Source organism: Paenibacillus sp. FSL E2-8871 (assembly GCF_038000345.1).
GTDB lineage: Bacteria > Bacillota > Bacilli > Paenibacillales > Paenibacillaceae > Paenibacillus_AQ.
Genome location: NZ_JBBOBV010000001.1, coordinates 4,237,569 through 4,261,587, shown reverse-complemented (window position 1 = coordinate 4,261,587; position 24,019 = coordinate 4,237,569). Strand labels below are relative to the sequence as shown.

The window sequence follows — 24,019 nt, the reverse complement described above, 5'->3', positions numbered from 1 at the left end:
TGAATTTTCAGGAAAATAAAAAAAGTTTGATTAAAAATTAAAGCATATATATGATAGAATTAAAAAAATGACCCGCGGCTCATTTTAGGCTGCAAGGTAAAAGAGAGGATGAAGGGAATGTCAGGCTACGGTAAATGGGTGGCAGGAAAAAAGACGAAATGGATTACTCTTCTCGTATGGATAGTGCTGGTAGGTGCACTTACCCTGTTATGGCCTGCAGTGAATTCTCAGGTTGCTAACAATGCGCCTAACCTCCCAGATGATGCACAATCGGTACAGGCAGCAGCTATTGCAGAAAAAGAATTCCCTAGTGGAAGTGGAGTGCCTGCGCTGCTCGTATGGCATAGGGAAGGCGGGCTTTCACAAGATGATTTAGTACATATCACTGCTGTGTACAAGAAGTTGGAGCAGCAACCGTTACCCCATCAGAATTTTGTTCCTCCATTAGGACAGCTGCCGCCACAGGCACTACAAGCCTCGTTATCTGAGGATCTTAGTACGCTGGTAACCCCAGTGCTTTTTGATAAAACGGCAGATAGTGATCAGCTCGGCGAAGCTGTGACAGAAATGAAGAAGATCATAAACACGGAGACGGGTGGAGACCCCTCCGCGGCTAAGGTAGATGACAAAGAGCTGAGTTTACGTGTTACGGGTCCGGTGGGTATCTCTATTGATGCTACTGGCCTGTTCCAGAACGCAGACGTTTCCTTGCTAATTGCTACGGTTATGCTTGTGCTGGTGTTCTTATTGGTGATTTATCGTTCTCCTATCTTGGCGTTTATTCCGCTTATTGCTGTTGGATTCGCTTATGGTGTAACTAGCCCGATTCTTGGGAAAATGGCGCTAGAAGGCTGGATCACCGTAGACTCGCAGGCAGTTTCCATCATGACGGTCCTGTTGTTCGGTGCGGGTACGGACTATTGTTTGTTCCTGATTTCGCGATTCCGTCAGCTTCTGAAGATAGAGCAAAGCAAAAGTCGTGCTCTGCTTCGTTCCATTACCGATTCTTCAGGAGCTATCGCTATGAGTGGTTTCACCGTTGTGCTTGCGCTGTTCGCGTTATTACTGGCCAAGTACGGAGCTTACCATCGGTTTGCCATCCCATTCAGCGTGTCGATTTTCATTATGGGGATTGCTAGCTTAACGCTTGTACCTGCACTGTTGGCGATCTTCGGACGGACTTCGTTCTACCCATTCATTCCGCGTACCCCGCAAATGGAGGTTGAACGGGCTAAGGCTAAAGGAAAACCAGCTCCACAACCCAAAGTCTCCCATAAAAAAGGGATTGGCGGATTTGTAGTTTCCCGGCCTTGGACTATCGTAGGCGTGACTGTTATTGGACTGGGAATTCTGGCTTCATTCTCTAGTGGAATCAAATTTACGTATGATATCCTTTCCTCCTTTCCTAAAAATATGGAGTCCCGCGAAGGGTTCGACCTCATCGGTAAGCAGTTTTCGCCGGGGGAATTAGCTCCCGCTAAGCTAATTATTGATACTAAGGGGCAAGCGAGTGGAGAGGATCTTAAAGTCGTTCTCGGAGGGCTCACGTATGTGGACACGGTTTCCGATCCGCAGCAGGGTGCTGTGAACAAGGATATTCTAGGTTACGATATCGAATTTAAGAACAATCCTTATTCACTTGAAGCGATGGGGCATATTCCAGCCCTTCTAGCAACTGCAGAGCAAGCGTTGATTGATGTAGGGGTAGAGAATCCTTCAGATCATGTGTGGGTAAGTGGTCAGACAGCGACGCAGTATGATACCAAAAAAATCGGAGATCGTGACACCGATCTGATTATCCCTGTTGTTATCGGGTTGATCACTTTGCTGTTGTTGATATATCTGCGCTCGATAGTGGCGACTATTTATCTGGTCGGAACGGTCATTCTCTCCTTCTTCTCTGCACTTGGCTTAGGCTGGATTATCATTCACTATGTGATGGGGGCAGATGCCATTCAGGGAGCGATCCCGCTCTATTCCTTTGTATTCCTGGTGGCACTTGGAGAAGATTACAACATCTTTATGATCTCGAATATTTGGAAAAAGCGTAAGACCATGCCGCTTAAGCAGGCCATCGCGGAAGGTGTGAATGAGACCAGCTCGGTAATTACCTCTGCGGGCCTCATTCTGGCAGGTACTTTTGCTGTGTTAGCTAGCTTACCGATTCAGGTGCTTGTGCAATTTGGTATCATCACCGCTCTAGGTATTCTACTTGATACCTTCGTAGTACGTCCGTTCCTTGTGCCCGCTATTACGACACTTTTTGGTCGATGGGCATTCTGGCCGGGGAAACATCAAGAGGTGGAGGAAGCTCTGCCTCGTGGTAGTGAGCAATAAGCAACACACTGTAAAAACAAACAGGGATGCCTCAAAGCCATATTGGCTTAGGGCATCCCTGTTTTTATTGTCGTGGCAGTCGAACTTTTATTCATTGTACGATTCGGCCTACATCACTTAATTGCTGGTGCCGGGTGTTCGGCTGATCATCAGTTTATATTTGTCGATTGATGCTCCAAGAATGGCTTCATTTCCACCAGCACCGCGGTGTGATTGACGGAAGGATTCACTGGATGTCCAGCCTTTAAATGCCTCCTCGTTCTCCCACATGGTGCAGATCTTTAGTTCCTCAACACCTTCTTTGGCACTTCCTTGCCAAACCTCCATGCGTACGAAACCTGGCATATCCTGTACACCGTTATTTCCTCCGAAACGTTGAGCAATGGCTTCACCATGACCTTCTTTAACCTTAATGGTATTTGTTACTACCAGCATATTAGATAAACCTCCGTTCAGCAGTGTGATATACATATATAAACATTAGATTGAATATTTAATTGCACTTTATACACTTAAAAGTTCTGGTTCGTTAGAAATGAAGCGATAAGTGTATTCTATGCAACTAAATAAGATGAATCTGGGAAATGGTCGAGCATTATTAGCTTTTAGTTGCACAGAGTGCAATTAAAGTGTAACGGATCCTTTAATTACGCTGAATAGATGTATATAGTGCAACTATTGTTATTCGAGCGCCAAGTAGTGTTCAGAGTCGAAGCGCCCAGCGTAACTACAAGCACACAACATTATTATTAGAACCAACGAATAAATAAGTACCTCTAAACTCCAGTTGCCCAATCTGGCGCTAAAGTAACCATCTCTTGCCCCAAAAATGGAGTTTGATTGCAGAATGTGCAACAGAACAGCCTGAAAACAGTCTACATTAGGCATTCTATCGCATTCTGTACAATAGAACTGTGGTTAAATCGCCTAAAGGGGGGGATTCTCCAGTTTGATTGTACAAAGTGCAATCAAACCATATTTCAGCCGCTCCCAGAGGCATTCTATCGCACAAAGTGCAATCAGTGTATGGAGAAGAGCAGACTAAAGGGATTGACTGGCACAAGGACACCCAATCCGCTCTACTGCTCCTCTCCCATGAGCATTCTCCTGCAAAAAGCCGCAATCAGAGCCTGGTGCAAAACCAGCCAGTCCTTTTTATTGCGGATTAGTGGTCCAGAGTCCAGCTGTTTTTAGGAAGACACGATCCGGCAGCTTCAAGGCTGTTAAAGCCAATTCAGCTACATCCTCAGGCTGCATCATGCGGTCTTCGTCACCGATTTTAAGTCCAGCGTTGGAAGCTAATCCGGTGTTAACAGTGCTTGGAGTCAAGGCTACGACGCGGATGTTGTGCTTACGCACCTCTTGTGCGAGAGCTTCGGTCATGCCCATCAGTGCGAACTTGGATGCGCAGTAAGCCGAGCCTGTTGCGAAACCGCGTTCTCCAGCGGTAGAAGAGATATTGATGATATTTCCACCATTTTTCTCAATCATAGCTGGCAGTGCAGCGCGAGTTACATAATAGGTACCGTAAAGATTGACTTGGATATGACTTTCCCAATCGGCAGGGTCCATTTCTACTAAAGTGCCGAATTTTGCAATTCCGGCATTGTTGATTAATGCGTCAAATGCTCCTAGCTCGTTTTGCAGGTATGCAACCGCACGTTCCGCTTCTTCGCGTACAGCGATATCCGCAACGGCAATGCTGACTTTCACGTCGTATACTTCCGTTAAGGCTGATTTTAACGCTTCGAGATCGCCTGAAGTTCTGGAGATCAGGCCCAAATTAGCACCTTCCTTAGCTAGTGCCATGGCTAAGGCTTTGCCGATCCCTTTGCCTGCACCAGTAATCACAACACTCTTTCCTCTCAAATCCATCTCTAACGTCACGCTCCTTTAAACATTTTTGAAGCTAATGCTTCGTTCATGTCCTATTATACCTGAATGCTATAGGGCATTCACAATCGCCGAAGGAAAACGATTTGAAAACTTCCGTGTATAGCGATGTTATTTTCCATGAATCCATCATTTGTTCCCACGAATGAAATGATTTATTCGTAAAGCTTCGTCAGCGGCACGGATGCGGGTCCCTCTAAGACTTCTCCATCATAGGAGAAACGGGAGCCGTGGCAAGGGCAATCCCAAGAACGGTCGCCATCGTTCCATTCGCATTCACAGCCCATATGTGTACAGGTTCTGTCTACCAGATGAAGCGTCCCTTCCGGATCCTTATAAGCTCCCACACGTTTGCCGTCATGGAAGACAACAGCCCCTTCGTCTGCCTTCAAATCACTTGTCTTTTTATGGACGATTTCTACTTTGCCCGCTACAAGCTCTTTTGCCACATTGGCATTTTGAACGAAGAAGCTTTTTAGGCTGGCGCCAGCTTTGAAGCGGGATGGATCGTATAGCTCTGTGTATGGATTATCCTTACGCTGAATCTGATCGGAGATAATTTGAGCGGATAAGGTACCGCTTGTCATGCCCCATTTTCCGAATCCGGTAGCGATATAAATCTCTTCGCTGTTCGAAATCTTGCCAATGTAGGGGACCTTGTCCAGCGTAATTAAATCCTGTGCTGACCAGCGGTAAGGGATCGATTTGATGCCCAGCAAGTGGCCTGCGAACAGCTCCAGATTCTCATAATGACCTATCGTGCAAATGCCTTGGCCCGTCTTATGATTCTCACCCCCGACGATAACCAGATTCTGGCCTTCCCACTCCACTGCACGCAGAGAACGGGTTGGTTCGCTGGCACTTAAATACATTCCACCCTCAAAATCCGTTTCGGGCTGGATCGCCAGACAGTAGGAACGTTCAGCATGCAGTCGCGAGAAATATAACGCACCTCCGTCGTAGAAGGGGAAATGAGAAGCCGAAACAGCGTAACGGCAGGTGATACGGAAGTCATTCTTTTCCGTAAAAAGCGTAAGCGTATCGTTCTTCTCCACCTTGTCCGCCATCATCGTATGCTCATAGATCACGCCACCTTTTTCCACGATAACCTTCAACAATGCCTTCAGATATTGCAGGGGGTGAAAGCGAGCTTGTCCTGGTAATTTAATCGCACCGCTCGCCATCAGAGGGATAGAGACGTTATCCAGCCATTCACCGGGCAGGCCTAATTGTTCATAGGCTTTATACTCTTCTTCCAACTGTTTAAGCGTTTTATGATCTTCAGCATCAGCGTACAAATAGGCCGCTTCACGTTTCATGTCACAAGACACTTCAAGTTCTTCAGCCGTTTTTAAGATCCAATTCATAGCCTCATTGTTCGATTGATAATATCGCCGGGCATTCTCCGCCCCGAAATGTTTCAGCAAATGATGATAGATTAATCCGTGCTGAGTGGAGATCTTGGCGCTTGTAAAACCCGTAGTACCGCTGAGGATTTCCCCTGCCTCCAAGAGTGCGACTTTGTATCCGGCTTTGCTTAAGAGATAGGCTGTTGTAATTCCTGTAATACCGCCGCCCACCACAGCGACATCTGTAGAAATATCTTCAGTCAGCTTTGGAAAGGTCGGTAAATCTGTAGTGTCACGCCATATTGATTCTGGAAATTGCGGAAGACCTTGCGTTATTTTACGGTGTGGATCCATCTTATTATCCCTCCATCTGTACAATGCTCATTTCATTTATTACCACAGTCCCGTTAAAAGAAACTCCGTATCCATATGTGCAGTGCATGAATTCAGAGAAATAGTGCCAAAATAAGGTGGCATCCGGGAAGCGCAGGATAAATAGGAGGGATGATCCATGTCAGTTCAACAGGATAAGCACAATGTTTCTCTGGAATGGATCAAGGGTGAGTTGGACGGATTTGCCGATTTAATTGATAGAACGCTCGTTGCACCTTTTGGGCAGATCAACTTAATTTATATTAAAAGCGTTACAGATTCGCAGACGCTCAGTCGCCATGTGATTACGCCGTTCTATGAGATGGGGGATACTAACGCTTACCTTGATTACATTACGACGTATCCGGGGACGGAAGAGGAGACTACGAAGGAAACAGCGATCGAGCTTTTGCTTAGCGGCTATGTTCTTCTTGGCATAAATGATGTGATTTGTCTTTTCGACGCGATGAGTACAGAGAGCAGCGGTGTTAGTGAAACGTCTGCAGAAAGCATTTCACAGGGACCTTCAGATGCACTAACGGAGGATATTGCGGTTAATCTGAACATGATTCGTCGTCGCTATCAATCCACTAATCTCAAAATGGAAACCATGGTCATCGGCGATGTCTCCAAAACAAAAGTGGCCATCCTATACGACATCAGTCGTGTTGATCACAATGTATTAGCGGAATTAAGGGAGAAGATGAATACCCTAAAGGTTGATATTTTACAGGCTACGGGAGAACTTGAGAAGTTTATAAGCAGTGATAAATTGAGAATACTCCCTAAGTCTATTATTACTGAAAGACCTGATAGAGTTGTGTTTAATTTGTCTGAAGGAAAAGTAGCGATACTCCTGGATACAACGGGATATGCGATAGTGCTGCCCTCCATATTTAACGATTTTTTTACATCCATGGATGATAAGATCCAATTCCCTATTGTGGGCCGTTTCTTAAAGCTACTCCGAATTATCGGCGTGTGCATGACGTTATGGCTGCCTGCGATCTATGTAACACTTACCTCGTATAACCCAGAGATTATTCGTGTGCAGGTTGCACTACTCATTTCGGGTAGTCGCGCGACCGTGCCTTATCCATCTTTTGTGGAAGTACTCTTAATGCTTATGATGATGGAATTTTTGACCGAGGCGAGTTTACGGCTGCCCAAAGCGATTGGTCCTACGGCCACGACGGTCGGAGGTCTAATCTTAGGTCAGGCCGCTACGGCGGCAGGGCTAGTAGGTAATATTATGATTATATTGGTCTCTGCCGTTGCGATATCCAATTTTCTGATTCCTCTGAATATGATGAGCTTGTCAATACGCGTGCTGAAGTACATTTTTCTTATAGCTGCCGCTGTTCTAGGAATGGTTGGTGTAGTGGTCTGTGTTGTGGGATTCGCGATGTATTTATGCAATCAGCGTAGCTTTGGACAACCTTATTTCAGATTGTTTTTTCTTGATAACCTTGGTAAGAAGAAGGGCGGGGAACATTGATGGCCAAAAGCCGTTATTTCTACTGTCTTTTTCTGATGAACAGCTTGATCAACATCATTAATTTTGTTCCTAGGGAACTAATAGACAGACGCTTTGACGGTGCTTTGTTCTCCATACTAATTGCAACGATCCTTGGCACTTTGTTTGTCTATATATTTACTGTATTGATTGCTAAATTTCCTGGAAAGGGATTTCCGGAAATATTTAACCCTCTTCTTCCTAAGCTGCTAGTCAAACCCTTACTTGTCTTTTTTGCGGGTTTATGGTGTGTGGCTGGGGGGGTTACCTTGCTTTCTTTTGTAGATATTACGCTGAGATATATCAGTCCGGATTCAAGCCCATATACTGTCATGATCAGCTTTCTGATATTGGTCTGCATCTGCTGTCGCTTTGATTCACTATCACTTTTGTATGGTCTTGAAATCATTCTTTTCGTTACATTACCGTTAATTGTCTATGGCATTGTAAAGGCGCTGACCAATCCGGATTTCAATTGGGATTCTGTTCTGCAGATCACTACATACATCTGGCATAAGCCGGATTTGATGAGTCTTTCGGCAGCTACCTTTTCTTTTAGTGGTTATATTAATCTAGCCATCTTTAATCGGGTATTTCATGGGTTAAAGCTAAAGCATGTCTGGATTTTAGGGGTGGAAGGACTTCTCGTACTGCTCGTAACCTTTTTGGTCCCTATCGGTTATTTCGGTACTGTTGCGATTGAGAGACATGTATATACGTGGTTCTCGACGGCAGACAGTATCCGGATAGAATCCTTTATTATTGAACGGATGTTGTTTATTTTTTATTTTGCCTATATGACTCTATCTCTGGTGAGTGTAATTGTTCATTGGCATGTAGGGTTAGGGTTATTCAAAGGTGCTATTTCATCTACGAAAAAAAAATCCCAGAAGGCAGAGCAGTGGAAAGAGTGGCTCATCCTGTGCTTGTTTAGCGGAGTGGTCCTCTCCTTAATTTGGATGGATCAATATCAGCTCAACGTGTTGGGCATTTGGTTTCTACAGATCCGCTGGTTTGGTGAGATGTTCTTAATCGCTCTGCTGTTTTATTGTTATCGCAAAGTAAGGAGGCAGAGGTTGTGAGAAAAGCACTTAGTGCAATAGGAATTGTGTTACTGCTACTCCTTGCCGGCTGTGACTTCAAAGAAATTGATTTACGGATATTCGTACTGGCGATCGGTGTTGACCCTGGTGAAGAAGAAGGGACTTTCAAGATCAGCTTGAAACTTGCTATCCCTCAGGGGGATGTTACCAAGATTGATGAGAAGATGCAGATATTAACCGAAGAGTCCCCAAGTATTTCAGAAGCGCTGCGCAGAATGAAATCCAGAGTGGAGAAGGAGCTTGATTATTCCCATTGTAAATCGATTATTTTTGGGGAAGGGATCGCACGCAGAGATATTCAGCATGTTATGGATTGGGCGGTGCGGCGCAGAGATATCCAGCTTATTCTCAATTTTGCGATCGGGCGTCCGGAGGCACTTCAAGTGCTGCAGGTACGACCCGAATCGGAGCGTATCCCATCGAATTCTCTTATTCTAGCTATGAGTGGACAAGGCACGGAGTCTCCATTTATTTCTAGTGTATATTCCTTTCAGCTGATGAGAAATATTTATGAGAAGGGAATTGATCCGATTTTGCCGATTATCGAGGCCAAAGGGAAGAGTGAGTTCTTAATTAATAAAATTGCTCTACTGGATAGCGAGAAAATCAAGATGGTGCTTACACCGAACGAAACCCGGCTATACAATCTGCTGTCGCGCTCCAACTTACGGACCAATTTGCCAGCCCATATTGAGGGGGTCATGTATCAGTATTACACAGAGAGATCATCCTCGGATTACAAGATACTAAATACCGAGAGCGGGAAAGCTACTATTCGATACCATATTAAGATTAAAGGGATCCTCGAAGAGAGTAGCAGTCCCGATTTGGTGACACATAGCTTGTTGAAAAAAATTCAGACAGCTGGCGAGAAAGAATTGGAAGATCATATCTTAGCATTACTGAAAAAAATTCATACGAGCGGTTTGGATCCTTTTGGGTGGGGGCTGCACTATGGAGCTAGACATTTTAATAATGATACCGAAATAGAAGTGTGGAAGGAGCTCTATGCTGGGCTCGATTTTCAGGTCAAAGCTGATGTTAACATCAAATATTCAGGATTGATTAAGTAACTGAGAAAGTAATGAGTGGATAAAAGTGGGATTGACGTTCTTACATTCACGATTTATACTTGATCTAAAAACAAGTTAGAGGATGATAGCAATGAAAAGTCTAAATTTGACTTCCCAACGTCAAGCCGTTTACGATATCGTCCTTAATTCACATGACCATCCGACTGCCGCGGAAGTAATGAACCGGCTAGTAGAACAAGGTCATAGCTTAGCATACGGTACTGTATATAACTCTCTTCGTTATCTTTCAGATAAACAAATGATTCGTGAGCTTAAGCTTGGTGAGGCTGCCAGCAGATATGATGCCCGCATGGATGATCATCAGCATATCATTTGCGAGGTTTGCGGTGCGGTTGATGAGGTAATGAACCAAGTTCCACGGGACTGGATGAACACAGTGGCTAAGGATACAGGTTATACCATTGGTCATGCCCATGTGGTATTCGGAGGCGTCTGCCCGAACTGCAAGAACAAGAACGTGAACTAGGATGAAAGAACCGGAGTCTTTTGCTACGGTAATGATAAGAAATAGGCTTATTTGAGTAGATCGCTCTCTTTGAGGCGGTCTTTTTGTTGCGTTTATATGACAATTTTTAAGAATGATGAGAAAAATGAAGAAAGATAGGAGGAAAATCGGTTCCAAAGGAGGATATATAATTATATAGTAAGTCTGGTAAATAAGTCCTTCTTTAAGACTCGAAGAGAGAGTGTGATGACAACTATGAACAAAAAAGCAGGTATGAGTATCCGAACCAAATTAATTCTTACATACCTATTAGTTCTACTGTTGCCCAGTATCATTATCGGTTGGCGAACCTATCAATCTGCTAGCCATGAAGTGGAAGATCAACTGGTGAACAATGCTACTGAAAGTGTTGAGGCAGTAGATGCAATCATCAACTCGAATATTCAATCGAAAATAGATACTATTTCTTATTTTGCTGCTGAGTTCACCGCTGAGGGGACCAACAGTGAGGCAAATGGAGAGACGGTAGCTTCTATGCAGGACAGATTAAAGGAATATGCTGTGCTACATCCTGATGTGCTAGATATTTATGTTAGTACAAGCAGAGGGCAATCGATCCATGCTTCGGAAGCCAAGCTGCCCGAAGGCTATGATCCCAGACAGGAAAGTGCCTATATTAATTCTCTGAAGCACGGGAAAGGTGTTGTGATTTCTCCGGCCTTTCAAACTGTGAATCAGGAAACGGCGATCGCGATATCAACGGTCCTGAAGAGCGGTGACGGGGTGATAACCCTGAATCTCAATCTATCTGCATTAGGAGAATTGACCGCGACCAAGGTGGGCAAGGAAGGATATATTATTATCCTGGATAACAGCAAGAAATATCTTGTTCATCCAACAGAGGCTATTGGGCTGGAGTCATCCGATGACTTTATAAAGACAATGTTCGAGGAAGATCAAGGTACTTTTGATTATGTCTACAAGGGTACGCACAAAAAGATGACGTTTATGGTAAATGAGCTTACGGGCTGGAGAATCGGAGGCACGATAAGCATAGATGAAGTGACTTCAGTAACGAGTGGAATCCGCAATACAGCGCTGCTTGTAATTGTAGCTTCCGTTCTGCTTGCACTAATCGTAATCTATTTTAATATTCAATCTATCTTGAAGCCTCTGATCCGTTTGCGGAAAGCAACTGCCGTGATAGCCAAAGGGGATCTGTCCGAAGACATGGGGGCTTTCCGCAAAGATGAAATTGGCATGCTAGCCGAGAACTTTCAATTAATGGTGCTCAGCCTGCGCCAGATGATCATAGGTGTGCAGGAGATGACGAGTAATGTCTCCTCTTCAGCCGAAGAGCTGACTGCCAGTGCGGAGCAGAATGCCCAAACGATCGAACAAATGACGATAGCGATTCAGGAGGTAGCGGCAGGGACGGAACGGCAGGTGATCGGTGTACGCAAAGGAATGGAAAGTACAGCAGCGACTACAAGCGAAGTGGATCATATTTCCGTATATATGGAGCAGGTGTCTGCGATGATGGACAAGACTTCACTCTCTGCTTCGGAAGGAAATGATTCCGTCATCAGCGTGGTGGATAAGATCAATGGTATCGATAGAACGGTGGGAGAGCTTGGCAGTGTAATCGACAAGCTGAACGAAAGAACCGGTCAAATTGAGGGCATTGTCGGCGTAATCACAGGGATTGCCCGTCAGACCAATCTGTTAGCTCTCAATGCTTCTATTGAGGCGGCCAGAGCTGGAGAGCATGGCCGTGGATTTGCCGTTGTCGCTGCTGAAGTGCGTAAGTTGGCAGAGGAATCAGAGAGATCAGCGGATTTGATTGCAGAGCAGATTACCGCCATTAATAGTGAGATGACGCTGGTGACTCATACGATGGAAGACACAAAGCAGCGCGTAACCGAAGGGATAGAGGCCGTGGATACTTCCGGACGTTCATTCTCCCGTATCCGTAGAGCGGTCAAGAGTGCCGCAGAGAAGATTGAGGCAATGGGTGGGGCTGTACAGACCTTATTGGTGGAATCAGATCACATGGAGAAGGCTATAGGAGAGATTCGCGGCATCTCTGAAGAAGCGGCTGTGAATACAGAGACCATCGCGACGGCAGCGCAAGAGCAGCTCGCTTCTGTTGAAGAGATGGCGTCTTCGTCTACCGACCTTAGCCGTCTTGCGGAGGAACTGCAAAAGCTTGTGAGTAGCTTTAAAATACACTCTTCCTAGTAATAATATATATTTCATATAGGAAAACGATGCTTTTATCTTCCCTTTTGCAGCCCTTTGCAAGTATACTGATAAACAATAATGTTGGGTTAGGCAACGGAGAGAGGAGAGATAATAGTACATGGCAGAGCAACTGAAAGGGTTCACGGTCGCCTTGGCGGGCCCGCGCAAATCGGAAGAGATGGCCAAGTTGGTGCGAAATATGGGGGGGACGGCGTTATGTCGACCTGCTCAGGGTACTGTCTTTCTTGATGATGAGGCATTGGAGGAAGGATTGAATTCATGGATCAGCCATCCACCTTATTTGGTGATCCTTACCACAGGCATGGGACTGGATGCTCTCTTCCAAACGGCTGAACGCCTTAATATCGCTGAGCGTTTCTTAGAGGTCCTTTCTGGTTCTATTATTGCTGCACGGGGTTATAAGACAGTGAATGCTTTGAAAAAAAGAGGACTTACGCCGGAGGTTCGTGACGACGACGGAAGTACGATCGGTTTGATTCGTGGGCTTCAATCTCTGGATTTGCAGGGCAAGGAGGTCGTACTGCAGCTGCACGGCGATCCAGCTCCTCGTATGCTCGCATGGCTGCAGGAGGCTGGGGCGAATACCCGCCAAGTGCTGCCGTATCGTCATACTCTACCAGAACCAGGTGAGCTTGAAAGATTGCTTACAGAAATCATAGAAGGTAAGATTGATGCCGTGGCTTTTACAAGTGCGCCACAATTTCGTTTCCTCTCTCAATTTGCTCGGGAACAGGGCAAGCTGGAGGAGATGCTGAGGTCTTTCGAGGATAAAGTGCTTGCTGTTTCTGTAGGGCGTATTACCTCTGAGGCTCTAAAAGAAGAGGGCCTACAACGTATCATCATGCCTGAGCATGAACGGATGGGAAGCATGATTGTAGAGTTGGGCAAATATGTGGCGGCGAATCGCTAGACCACAGTGTGCGGAAGCTTTACAAGATTTACGTTACTATTCAGAAGCATTCCCGCCGGATTCAATGGGTGGGGATGCTTTTTTACCCGGAAGAGGATGCCTTAAGAGTAGTAAACCTGCCATCTGCATGGACATTCGCAGCAGTTTTCCTTAGAATATAGGCAACATGTGATGAATAATAACAATGAATAAGGAGGAGGATCCCCATGGACAAAAGAAAATGTCTGTTACTTGGTGATTATACCCATCCCCGTTTCCATCCACTTCAAGGAGTGGACCAACAAATTAGTGAGATCTTAAATGATTTATTAACCGTTCAGTGTTCAGAAAATAAAAAAATGATGCGCATTGAGCATTTAGGAAGTTATGACTTATGCATTGCCTACAACGAATTATGGAATGAAACTGTATCTCCTCAGCAAACCGCTGGCCTACTCAGCTATGTGAGCGGTGGTGGAGGACTGATTGTTCTTCATACAGGTGCTTCATTGACGAAGCGTAACGAACTAGCTCAGCTGATCGGTGGACGCTTTAATGGTCACACCGCTTACGAGCCAATGAATTTTAAGGTGCTAGAGCATGACATTACTGAGGGCGTTGAAGACTTCCAACTGGATGAAGAGCCTTATCATTTCGAATTTGATCCGTTCACAGATCGGACTATTCTTCTTCAGTATGAATCGGAGGGTCAATGGCTTCCAGCTGCATGGTGCCACAGCTATGGTTTAGGACGAGTAGTGTTCCTTATGCCTGGGCATCATGAGCCATCCTTTCGCCATCCAGCACTACGTAAACTGATCTTGCAGGCAGCTACTTGGGCTGCACGTATTCCGGTAAGTAACTAAGGGATATTGCGTTTTTTTGAAATACGCACACAGTGAGGTATACTTTAATCATCAACTCCGTTTGTAACGAAACGGAATCTTTGGGAGGAAGTACTATGAGTGATTTGTTTAAAAAAGCGATCTCTTTAGGAGTGGGCCTCACCATTGTCAGTAAGGAAAAAGTAGAGAAGGTTGTTGAGGAACTAGTGAAGCGTGGGGAGCTTGCTCCTTCCGAGTCTAAGGCCCTTGTTGACCGTCTGATTGAACGCGGTGAGGAAGAGCGAGGTATGCTCAAGTCTGTTGTACAAGAACAAGTACAACGCGTGTTGAAGGAAATGAAGGTTCCTGTACAAAGTGATATTGACGAGCTGGAAGGCCGAATTGCTGTGTTGGAGCGTCGATTGGCCGAGCTGGAGGGCATTTCCCATCTAGAAGGAACATCGGCGGAAACGCGTACGGACTAAATGGCAGTACGTATCAGACATGCCGGACGATACCGGTCCATTGCCATGGCGCTTATGCACCATGGTTTTGGCTATATGGTGGAGGAGCTGGGGCTCTATCATTTATTATCCCTTCCACGCCGTCTTGTAACGCAAGAAGCTCATACAAGCCTTACGCTCGGGGAGCGGATTCGGCTCGTGTTGGAGGATTTGGGCCCAACCTTTATAAAGCTTGGACAACTCGCCAGTACACGTTCGGATCTGCTGCCTGATTCTATTATTCAAGAATTGGTAAAACTACAGGATAATGTGCCCCCGTTCCCTGTGGAGCGCGTGCGCACGATTGTGGAGCATGAACTCGATCAACGGATGGATGAAATCTTTAATTCCTTTGAGGATACTCCTCTTGCGGCTGCGTCGATCGGTCAAGTGCATAGAGCTGTTCTTCACAGTGGGCAGGTCGTGGCTGTTAAAGTTCAGCGCCCTGGCATACTGCGAACGATGAGTAGGGATTTGGAAATTCTCAAAGATCTGAGTGCCCTTGCTGAGAAGCAGCTAGGCTGGGCGAGGCAATATCAGTTGTCCCGTATGGTAGAGGAATTCTCGAAATCTCTGCTTGGTGAGCTGGATTACGGCCAAGAAGGACGCAATGCAGAGAAAATTGCTCAACAGATGGATTATGACGGAGTATACATCCCGGATATTTATTGGGACTATACGTCAGCACGAGTGCTGACGATGGAATATGTGGTAGGGATAACGCTAAGTCGTCGCGATGAACTACTGAGTAGCGGCGTTAAGCTTAAGGTTATTGCTCAGCAGCTCGTGGAAATGATGCTAAGACAAATTTTCATTCATGGCTTTTTTCATGCAGATCCGCATCCAGGGAATGTTATGAGAATGGCTGATGGGAAGCTGGCTTTGATTGATTTTGGCATGATGGGGCGGCTGAACGAAGAGATGAAAGAGCAGCTGTCTGCGCTTGTCATCGCACTAATGCGCAAGAATACGGATGCGATGGTCCGGGCAATTTTGCGTCTCGGCGTCATCCCTGAGGATGCTGATCGAGCGGCGTTGCATAATGATATGGATCGACTTCGCGAAGAGTATTATGATGTTCCGTTCAGTAAGATGAGCATAGGTAAAGCGCTAAATGATCTGTTTGGCATTGCTCGCAAGCATCGATTAGTCCTTCCCCCGGATCTAACGATGCTTGGTAAGACGATGCTGACGCTTGAGGGTGTCATTAGCAACTTGGATCCAACGATTAGCATTTTAGAGATGGCAGAGCCTTTTGGACGGGAACTTGTGAAGCAGCGATTTAGTGGTCCCCGATTGCAGCGCAAGTTCCTTGGCGGCGTAGCCGATTTAACGGAGAGTCTTCTAGAGCTTCCTGGGCAGGCAAGGCAGTTATCTGCGCTAATTAGTAAGGGAAAGCTAAAGGTAGAGATTGCGGCACCTGAGCTGGAGCATTTGGAGCGAAAGCTGGATCGGGTTGGGAACCGCTTAGCGTTTAGTATTGTGATGCTTGCGTTCAGTATTATCATGGTTGGACTCATTATTGGAACTGCGATGCGCGGTCAGCCTTCAGTGTTATGGAATTTCCCTACAGTGGAGATTGGCGGCGTAGTAGCGCTTCTGATGTTCTTATGGTTGATCTTTGCGATTTTTAAATCGGGAAGGTTCTAACCTACAACTACAGGATAGAATAATTATTATTCTGCAGTTTCACACAAATGCCGTTCTATCAAGTACAATATAAAAGATAACTTTCTAAGCTTAACTTTACTTCTATTGTATAAAGTGGAATGGAACGCAAATGGAGTGCCGTCTAAACGTCCGGTGGATCGCTGCTGCCCAGAAACCGAACTTTGACCGCACTCTTTTAACGGGTCAAGGGATACATGGGACGGAAGAATGCCGGTGACGGGGTTCTTCCGCTTTTGTTTGAATATAGCTGAATCGGAAGCATACGCCCCCAAAAGGACAGTCGGGTAGGGGCTGCCTGAATAGGGCTTTGGAAGACGGAAGTTAAGTAAGAGATGTAATCAAATTTAACTGAGAAAATAGTGAGGTGGAGAATTTGCCGGGATTTAAAGAATTAGGTGTTTCAGAATTACTGTGTACATTGCTTCAAGGTCAAGGCATCGTTAAGCCTACACCAGTGCAACAGGAAGCAATACCGCCATTGGTGCAGGGTCTGGATGTAATTGCAAGAGCGAAGACAGGTACAGGGAAGACATTAGCTTTCTTGCTGCCAATTATGGACAAGATCCACACGGAGCGAGCTTATCCGCAGGCACTAATTATGGCCCCAACACGTGAGTTGGCTTTGCAGATTACAGAAGAGGCACGTAAGCTGGCGCGTCATACGGATATTAAAATCTTGGCCGTTTATGGTGGTCAGGATGTTGAGAAGCAGCTGCGTAAGCTCGAGGGTGGCAGACATCTTATTATCGGTACACCGGGCAGACTGCTAGATCATATGCGCCGGGAGACGCTCGATCTTAGTGGCGTTAAGATGCTCGTTCTGGACGAAGCGGATCAAATGCTGCATATGGGATTCTTGGAGGATGTAGAGACCATTATTACGGCTGTTCCTTATCGCCGTCAAACGATGTTGTTCTCTGCGACGATGCCAGATCCGATTAAACGTCTCGCAGCTAATTACATGAAAGAGCCTCTGGATATCATTATTAAGAGTGGTTCTCCGATTCCGCTGGATAATATCAAACAGCAAGTCGTGGAAGTCTCGGATCGTAATAAAGAAGAGGCACTCAAAACATTGATTGAACGGGATCGTCCTTACTTGGCTATTATTTTCTGCCGGACCAAACGTCGGGTGTCCAAGCTGAACGAAGCACTCCAAGCAGCAGGTTATGATTGTGATGAGCTGCACGGTGATTTGTCTCAAGGTAAACGCGAAGGTGTAATGAAGAGATTCCGTGATGCGAAGCTGCAGCTTCTTGTAGCCACAGATGTAGCGGCTCGGGGGCTGGATGTCGAAGGTATCACTCATATCTTTAACTACGATATGCCACTTGATGTGGATAGCTATATTCACCGGATCGGCCGGACAGGCCGTGCCGGAGGCAAAGGGCTTGCAATTACGTTCACTTCTCCACGTGAGCAAGATGGACTAGACTTGATCGAGCACGGCATTTCGCAGCGCCTGGATCGCCGCCGTTACGACAAGGATGAATTCGGCGTTGGCGAATTCGTTGCAGTACAAGGCGGCGGACGCCACGGCGGTCGTCAAAGCGGCGGCGCTGAGGCAGCGCGCACGGGCCGCGGACCGAAGACCGGCGGCTCTGGCCGCGGCGGCGCTCCGCGCGGCGAAGGCGGATCGCGGCAAGGTGGCCGCGGCCGCGGTAAGGAAGCAGGCGGCTGGGGCGCGCCTGCAGAAGGTCGCCGCGGCGGTCGTTCTGATGCGGCGGCTGGCAAGCGCGGAGGCAGCGGCTTTGATGCTGCCGCACCTAAGGGCGGCGGCAAGGCTGCCGGCGTAGTACGAGTAGGCGGCGGCTATGGCGCCTTCGCCTCCAGAGGCGATGCGCCAGCTAGCGGCAACGCAGTAGCGCCTAGCAGTGCCGGTTCGCGCGGTGCGAACCGGAAGGGCGGCCCAAGCACTGGCTACAGCGAGAACGTAGCCAGAGGTGCAGACGGCGGCGCTTACGTTGGCGGCACACCAAGAGGCGGCTTAGGCAGCGGCTACGGTACGGGCCCGTCCAGAGGCGGCGGTAAAGGTGGTAAAGGTAGCAAAGGCGGCTATAGCGGTGCCAAGGGTGGCGCTGGTAAAGGCGGCCGCAATAGCGGAAATACGGGTTCCTCACGGGGTGGACGCGGCAGCTCCGGCGGCTTTAAAAGCGGCGGCAGAGGCACATCCAGATAATGTGAGTGGAATTTCATAACTAAAACTTGTTACCATAGGGAAGTTAGCGGACAAGCTAACTCCCTATGGTAACTTTATTTTGTAGGCACAATTATCCGAGCGATATTTGTCTAAAAAAGGATCTTAGTGTAACATTTTTGAAGGAAAGCTTGTCTAATAGATAAATAGAGTGTTTCGACTTCGAGGAGGAAGATCTTGCAGATGTCTAAAAAATTAAAAATAATAATCTTGTTAATTGTCGTTATTGCTGTTGGGTGGGGGATTGGGAAGTATACGACGCCTTCTCCTTCTGCTTCAGATAGTAGCGGTTCCAATATAAATGTGCAGGATGATCTTCAAGCTGAGCCTGGTGAAGATGGAAATAGCATCGAAGAGGGCATAACAGACCCAGTGGTAGCTAACCCATCTAATACAACGGATCCCTCTGATCCGTCCGAACCGGATAGTAACGGCAAGGGAAATAGCACTGATGATTCTTTTAAAGAGCCTGACAGCATAGCTGTGATGGTGAATAAGGAGTATGGACTGCCGGAGAACTATAAGCCAACGGATCTAGTCTACCCGGAAGTGCGTTTTACATTTAAAGAGAAAATCGAGAAGCGTATGATGCGTAAGGAAGCTGCCGAAGCATTAGAGAAACTGTTCGCAGGCGCAGAGGAAGACGGGATTTACTTGGCTGGCGTTTCGGCCTACCGTTCTAAGGAAACCCAAACAAGGCTGTTCAATCGTTATGTTGAGAAAGACGGAGAAGAACTGGCTCGTACTTACAGTGCCGTGCCTGGCTATAGCGAGCATCAGACAGGGCTTGCTATCGATGTCTCAGGAAGTGACGGAAAATGTGCTGCGGAGAGCTGTTTTGGTGGAACGAAGGAAGCGGAGTGGCTAGCGCAGCATGCAACCGAATATGGTTATATCATCCGCTTTCCAGAAGGAAAGCAGGACATTACAGGATATAAGTATGAGCCTTGGCATATCCGTTATGTGGGCAAGGATATAGCTACTTATATTGCGGATAAAGGGATTACGCTGGAAGAATATTATGATGTCGTACCCGTATCCAAATAACAGAGTGATAGAGAGCAGTCCTAAGAAATACATAGGGCTGCTTTTTTCTAAATATAAGAAATTATAAGTTTCACACTATACTTTATCCTCATATTTCTCGCTAAACGCTTACCGTCCTTTAGGGACGCCGAAGGCGTTTTTGCTTGTTCTTAGTGTTTACAGAAAGTGTCGATAAGTTGCATTCTGTTACAATTCGGGTAAGATACGTAGTGTAGTCTAAGTACATGGAAGGAAGGGGAATTAGGATGTCGATCTACAATTTTTCCGGCGTTACGCCTTCGGGTAAAGAAGTGTCATTTACAGAGTATGAAGGTAAGGTAGTGCTGATTGCCAATACGGCTAGTAAATGCGGACTTACACCGCAGTATGGGGATCTCCAGAAGCTATACGAGCAGTATAGGGATCAGGGACTTGTAGTATTAGGATTCCCCTGCAACCAATTTGCGGGTCAGGAGCCGGGTACAAGTGAAGAGGCAGAAGAATTCTGTCAGATTAATTATGGCGTTACATTTCCTGTGTTTGCCAAAGTGGATGTGAATGGACCGGATGCCAGCCCTCTTTTCAATTATTTAAAAGAGCAGCAGCCGGGTACTGGCGATAGCAGTGATATCAGCTGGAATTTCACGAAGTTTCTTATTGATCGTGGCGGTAATGTAGTAGCTCGTGTGGAGCCAAAGGAATCGCCAGAAACGATGACAGAACAGATTGAGTCCTTACTGTAGATCATTTAGGGACTGATGAATTGTTATTTTACAAGTATCCTTTCGACCTCGGTCTTTGGCCGGGCCTCGACGGGATTTTCTTTTTTTACATAGGAATATAGAATAGGCGCCTTAAATTTTGTTGTGATAAATTATACTTGACGCTTTACAGAGACCATGTATTCTTTGAAGAGAATGTAATGCCCATGCAAAATATGCATAAAGCGTGGAATACAGCAGGATAATAACGGCAGGAGGGTTCAATACAAGCATGAAGTTAATTACAGAGGTAGCAGCACAAGCGGGAATTGGCGAAGAGCATCTGGAACTATACGGCAAATATAAAAGTAAACTTTCACCGTCCTTATGGGAAGACATGAAGAACAAACCAGATGGCAAGCTGGTATTGGTCACTGCGGTGAATCCAACCCCTGCTGGCGAAGGGAAGACCTTAACAACCATTGGGCTGGCACAGGCATTGAACGCAGCAGGAGTAAAGACCGTGGCTGCCTTGCGCGAACCATCCCTCGGACCATGCTTAGGCATGAAAGGCGGTGCCACGGGCGGCGGCAAGTCACAGATCATTCCGGCAGATGAGATTAATTTGCACTTTACGGGTGATATTCATGCGGTGACTTCTGCACATAATTTATTGTCTGCGATGATTGACAATCATATCTTCCAAGGTAATGAGCTGGGTCTTGATCCGCAGCGTATCGTTTGGAAACGCGTGATGGATATGAATGATCGCAGTCTGCGGAATATTGTGACAGGGCTCGGAGATGGAAATGGAGCCGTGCGGGAAAGTGGATTTCAGATTACAACAGCTTCTGAGATTATGGCTGTATTATGCCTATGCGATAATCTGAGTGATCTCAAAAAGCGTCTGAACCGTATTTTGATTGGGTATGACCAAGAGGGACAGCCTGTAACGGCCGAGCAAATAGGGGCAGTTGAAGCGATGACAGCGCTGCTGAAGGAAGCAGTTAAGCCTAATCTGGTGCAGACCTTGGAGGGCACTCCTGTTATTGTACACGGTGGTCCATTTGCGAATATCGCCCATGGCTGCAGTAGTGTTATTGGTACTCGTTATGCACTCAAGCTGGGAGATGTTGTGGTTACGGAAGCAGGCTTCGGAGCGGATCTTGGTGCAGAGAAATTCATGGATATCAAATGCCGGCAAGCGGGTCTAACCCCTTCAGCGGCAGTGCTTGTCGTGACGGTGAAATCCTTGAAATATAACGGTGGTGTACCTAAGAATGAGCTCCAAACGGAGAACCGGACGGCGCTGCGCTCTGGATTGTCTAATTTGGAGCGTCATGTAGAGAATCTCGGCAAATTTGGGGTGCCTGTTCTTGTTGCCATTAATCATTTTGAAGGCGATAGCCCAGAAGAGATTAATGACGTTGTGGAGGCTTGTCGCCGATTGAACGTTCCTGCGGCAATATCCAAGGTATGGGCAGAAGGTAGTGCGGGCGGACAAGAGTTGGCTTCGGAATTAAAGAAACTTCTGGATCATAGCGACACTGAACGTTTTGCTCCTTTGTATGAGAATGAACTCGACATCTCTTCCAAAATCACCAAGATTGTTCGCGAAATTTACCGTGGTGCGGAGGTTAACTTTTCCCCTGCGGCCAAACGCAGCCTAGCGGTGATTGAGCGTCTTGGGTTAAATAATCTTCAAGTATGTATGGCGAAGACCCCTTATTCCTTCTCAGATCAGCCTAGATTGCTTGGCGCTCCAGAAGGTTTCACGGTAGGTATCCGTGATATTACCCTTTCGCTCGGTGCAGGGTTTGCTGTAGTGATTACGGGCAATATCGTTACGATGCCAGGTCTACCGGCTAAGCCAGCTGCTGAGGCACTATGGATGGATGAGGATGGCGTGATTCACGGTTTGGTGTAGATTTAGTTTATGATCAGGCTTTTCCCTGTTGGTTTAGGGGAAAGCCTTTTTTGCGCGTTATAAGAAAGTATATCCTGAGGGGGCAGAACATAATGTCCTACGCCCATGGCAAAGCTAACGAGGTCGCAATCGGCAGCAGTGACGGAAAATGCTTAAAATTGTGAACAATCTGAGAATATAGGCGAAAAGACTTGCAATGTGATAAATATCACAATATAATCAATTTATAAAGTGAAATAAATCACAATTAACTCATCGGTGATCAGATATCTAATTTGATCAGTCAAGCAATTCTAATATATAACCAGGTTGTCCATTTGAAGGAGGAAGAAAATAATGAAAGTAGCTGTCATTGGATGTACCCATGCCGGAACTGCCGCAATTGTAAATACTGCCAAGCTTCACCCGGAAGCCGAGATTACGGTTTATGAGCGTAATGATAATATTTCTTTCTTATCTTGTGGAATTGCTTTATACGTAGGTGGAGTGGTCAAGGACCCACACGGGCTGTTCTATTCTTCCCCTGAGAAGCTTGCTGAGCTTGGTGTAAAAACCAACATGCGTCATGAAGTGACCGTTGTGGATACGAAGTCCAAAACATTGCGTGTTCGCAATTTGGTAACCGGACAGGAGTTTGACGATACCTATGATAAGCTGATTATGACTACGGGATCATGGCCGATTGTACCGAAGCTCGAAGGGATTGAGCTGGAAGGCGTCTTGCTTTGCAAGAACTATGATCATTCCAATACCATTATAGAAAAAGCTAAACAAGCGAATAAAATCACAGTCGTAGGCGCTGGATATATCGGCGTTGAGTTGGTGGAAGCCTTCCAAATGAACGGAAAGCAAGTTACGCTGATTGATGGCGAAGATCGTATTTTGAATAAATATTTGGACCCAGAGTTTACTGCGCCGATCGAACAATCCTTTAAGGATCATGGTATTAAATTAGCGCTGAATGAGAAGGTAAGTTCTTTTGCTGGTGAAGGTGGTAAAGTTACCAAGGTTATCACAAGCGAAGGGGAACATGAGGCGGATCTTGTAATTCTCTGCATCGGCTTCCGTCCGAATACTGAGCTGTTAAAAGGTCAAGTGGATATGCTGCCAAATGGCGCAATTCTGGTCAATGATTATATGCAGACTAGTTGCCCAGATGTGTATGCCGCTGGTGACAGCTGCGCGATTCATTACAACCCTACGGGTAAGCACGCTTATATTCCACTGGCAACCAATGCAGTACGGATGGGCACTTTGGTCGCACGTAACTTAGTGAAAGAGACGATTCCTTATATGGGTACTCAAGGGACTTCGGGCATTAAGATTTATGAAGATAATATCGCTGCTACCGGTCTTACTGAAGAAGGGGCTAAGGCTGAAGGAATGGACGTAGAAACTACCATGATTATTGACAACTACCGTCCAGAATTTATGCCAACCTTCGAGCAGGTGCAATTAAAAGTGGTATTTGATCGCGCCACACGCCGCATTCTCGGAGCGCAAATCTTGTCCAAGACGGACTTGACGCAATCGATCAACACAGTATCTGTATGTATTCAAAATAAAATGACAATCGATCAGCTTGCCTTTATCGATTTCTTCTTCCAACCTCATTACAACAAGCCTTGGAACTTCCTGAATACAGTAGGCCTCGAATCGCTACCGGCATCAGTACCAAGTAAAGAGGCAGTAACCGTATAATTTATATGCCTGTGAACAATAAAGTTGGGTAAACCGGAGCCATATATGGCTCCGGTTTTTTGTGATTGAAGCTGGTACTATTTACCTTTAAAATAATATGGAGCCTGTTCTTACAAATGTAATTATGGATGCGCTTCGTTAAATTTGACATGTCAGTGAAAAGTTTCACTTAGTTTTTCATTAAGTGATAATTATCACGTTAATGT

The 24,019-nt window shown here is 46.2% G+C and carries 18 protein-coding genes; 15 read left to right on the top strand and 3 right to left on the bottom strand.

Features of this window, described 5'->3' with window-relative positions; all coding sequences use genetic code 11:
* The first annotated feature begins 108 nt into the window (after positions 1 to 108).
* Positions 109 to 2,337 (top strand): MMPL family transporter, encoded by a 2,229-nt coding sequence (locus NYE25_RS19360; protein WP_341146619.1) that lies wholly within the window; start codon positions 109 to 111, stop codon positions 2,335 to 2,337.
* 117 nt (positions 2,338 to 2,454) lie between these two features.
* Here NYE25_RS19360 and NYE25_RS19355 read toward each other — a convergent pair whose 3' ends face one another.
* From NYE25_RS19355 to NYE25_RS19345, 3 genes are all read right to left on the bottom strand, one after another.
* A complete protein-coding gene (locus NYE25_RS19355; RefSeq protein WP_042192566.1) occupies positions 2,455 to 2,772 on the bottom strand; it encodes an antibiotic biosynthesis monooxygenase in 318 nt (105 codons plus the stop codon).
* Positions 2,773 to 3,492: 720 nt separating this feature from the next.
* Positions 3,493 to 4,212: a 3-ketoacyl-ACP reductase gene (locus NYE25_RS19350; protein WP_341051332.1), complete on the bottom strand. Its 720-nt coding sequence runs from the start codon at positions 4,210 to 4,212 to the stop codon at positions 3,493 to 3,495.
* 173 nt (positions 4,213 to 4,385) lie between these two features.
* A complete protein-coding gene (locus NYE25_RS19345; protein ID WP_341146618.1) occupies positions 4,386 to 5,933 on the bottom strand; it encodes an FAD-dependent oxidoreductase in 1,548 nt (515 codons plus the stop codon).
* A 157-nt stretch (positions 5,934 to 6,090) separates the two neighbouring features.
* Here NYE25_RS19345 and NYE25_RS19340 point away from each other — a divergent pair, with 157 nt between their 5' ends.
* The 14 genes from NYE25_RS19340 to NYE25_RS19275 all read left to right on the top strand — a co-directional run bounded on the left by NYE25_RS19340 (position 6,091) and on the right by NYE25_RS19275 (position 23,813).
* Positions 6,091 to 7,449: a spore germination protein gene (locus NYE25_RS19340; RefSeq protein ID WP_341051335.1), complete on the top strand. Its 1,359-nt coding sequence runs from the start codon at positions 6,091 to 6,093 to the stop codon at positions 7,447 to 7,449.
* On the top strand, positions 7,449 to 8,549 hold the full coding sequence (locus NYE25_RS19335) for a GerAB/ArcD/ProY family transporter (RefSeq protein WP_341051336.1): 1,101 nt from the start codon (positions 7,449 to 7,451) through the stop codon (positions 8,547 to 8,549). The genes NYE25_RS19340 and NYE25_RS19335 overlap by 1 nt, the downstream gene beginning before the upstream one ends.
* A complete protein-coding gene (locus tag NYE25_RS19330; RefSeq protein WP_341051337.1) occupies positions 8,546 to 9,643 on the top strand; it encodes a Ger(x)C family spore germination protein in 1,098 nt (365 codons plus the stop codon). The genes NYE25_RS19335 and NYE25_RS19330 overlap by 4 nt, the downstream gene beginning before the upstream one ends.
* Positions 9,644 to 9,734: 91 nt before the next feature.
* Positions 9,735 to 10,130, top strand: coding sequence for a Fur family transcriptional regulator (locus tag NYE25_RS19325; RefSeq protein ID WP_042131422.1), 396 nt, complete (start codon positions 9,735 to 9,737; stop codon positions 10,128 to 10,130).
* Positions 10,131 to 10,355: 225 nt separating this feature from the next.
* A complete protein-coding gene (locus NYE25_RS19320) occupies positions 10,356 to 12,350 on the top strand; it encodes a methyl-accepting chemotaxis protein (RefSeq protein WP_341051338.1) in 1,995 nt (664 codons plus the stop codon).
* 121 nt (positions 12,351 to 12,471) lie between these two features.
* Positions 12,472 to 13,284, top strand: a complete 813-nt coding sequence (locus NYE25_RS19315; RefSeq protein ID WP_341129371.1) for a uroporphyrinogen-III synthase — start codon at positions 12,472 to 12,474, stop codon at positions 13,282 to 13,284.
* A gap of 206 nt (positions 13,285 to 13,490) precedes the next feature.
* A complete protein-coding gene (locus tag NYE25_RS19310) occupies positions 13,491 to 14,129 on the top strand; it encodes a ThuA domain-containing protein (protein WP_042192549.1) in 639 nt (212 codons plus the stop codon).
* Positions 14,130 to 14,224: 95 nt separating this feature from the next.
* Positions 14,225 to 14,572 (top strand): phasin family protein, encoded by a 348-nt coding sequence (locus NYE25_RS19305; RefSeq protein WP_042131416.1) that lies wholly within the window; start codon positions 14,225 to 14,227, stop codon positions 14,570 to 14,572.
* Positions 14,573 to 16,240, top strand: coding sequence for an ABC1 kinase family protein (locus NYE25_RS19300; RefSeq protein WP_339799226.1), 1,668 nt, complete (start codon positions 14,573 to 14,575; stop codon positions 16,238 to 16,240).
* A gap of 394 nt (positions 16,241 to 16,634) precedes the next feature.
* A complete protein-coding gene (locus NYE25_RS19295) occupies positions 16,635 to 18,440 on the top strand; it encodes a DEAD/DEAH box helicase (RefSeq protein WP_341051341.1) in 1,806 nt (601 codons plus the stop codon).
* 201 nt (positions 18,441 to 18,641) lie between these two features.
* On the top strand, positions 18,642 to 19,505 hold the full coding sequence (locus NYE25_RS19290; protein WP_341146617.1) for a M15 family metallopeptidase: 864 nt from the start codon (positions 18,642 to 18,644) through the stop codon (positions 19,503 to 19,505).
* Between the two features lie 245 nt (positions 19,506 to 19,750).
* Positions 19,751 to 20,227, top strand: coding sequence for a glutathione peroxidase (locus NYE25_RS19285; protein ID WP_339267652.1), 477 nt, complete (start codon positions 19,751 to 19,753; stop codon positions 20,225 to 20,227).
* A gap of 250 nt (positions 20,228 to 20,477) precedes the next feature.
* Positions 20,478 to 22,112 carry a formate--tetrahydrofolate ligase gene (locus NYE25_RS19280; protein WP_339267650.1) on the top strand — a complete coding sequence of 545 codons (1,635 nt, stop codon included), beginning with the start codon at positions 20,478 to 20,480 and terminating at the stop codon, positions 22,110 to 22,112.
* A gap of 336 nt (positions 22,113 to 22,448) precedes the next feature.
* Positions 22,449 to 23,813, top strand: a complete 1,365-nt coding sequence (locus NYE25_RS19275; protein WP_076297929.1) for an FAD-dependent oxidoreductase — start codon at positions 22,449 to 22,451, stop codon at positions 23,811 to 23,813.
* The last annotated feature ends 206 nt before the right edge of the window (positions 23,814 to 24,019 follow it).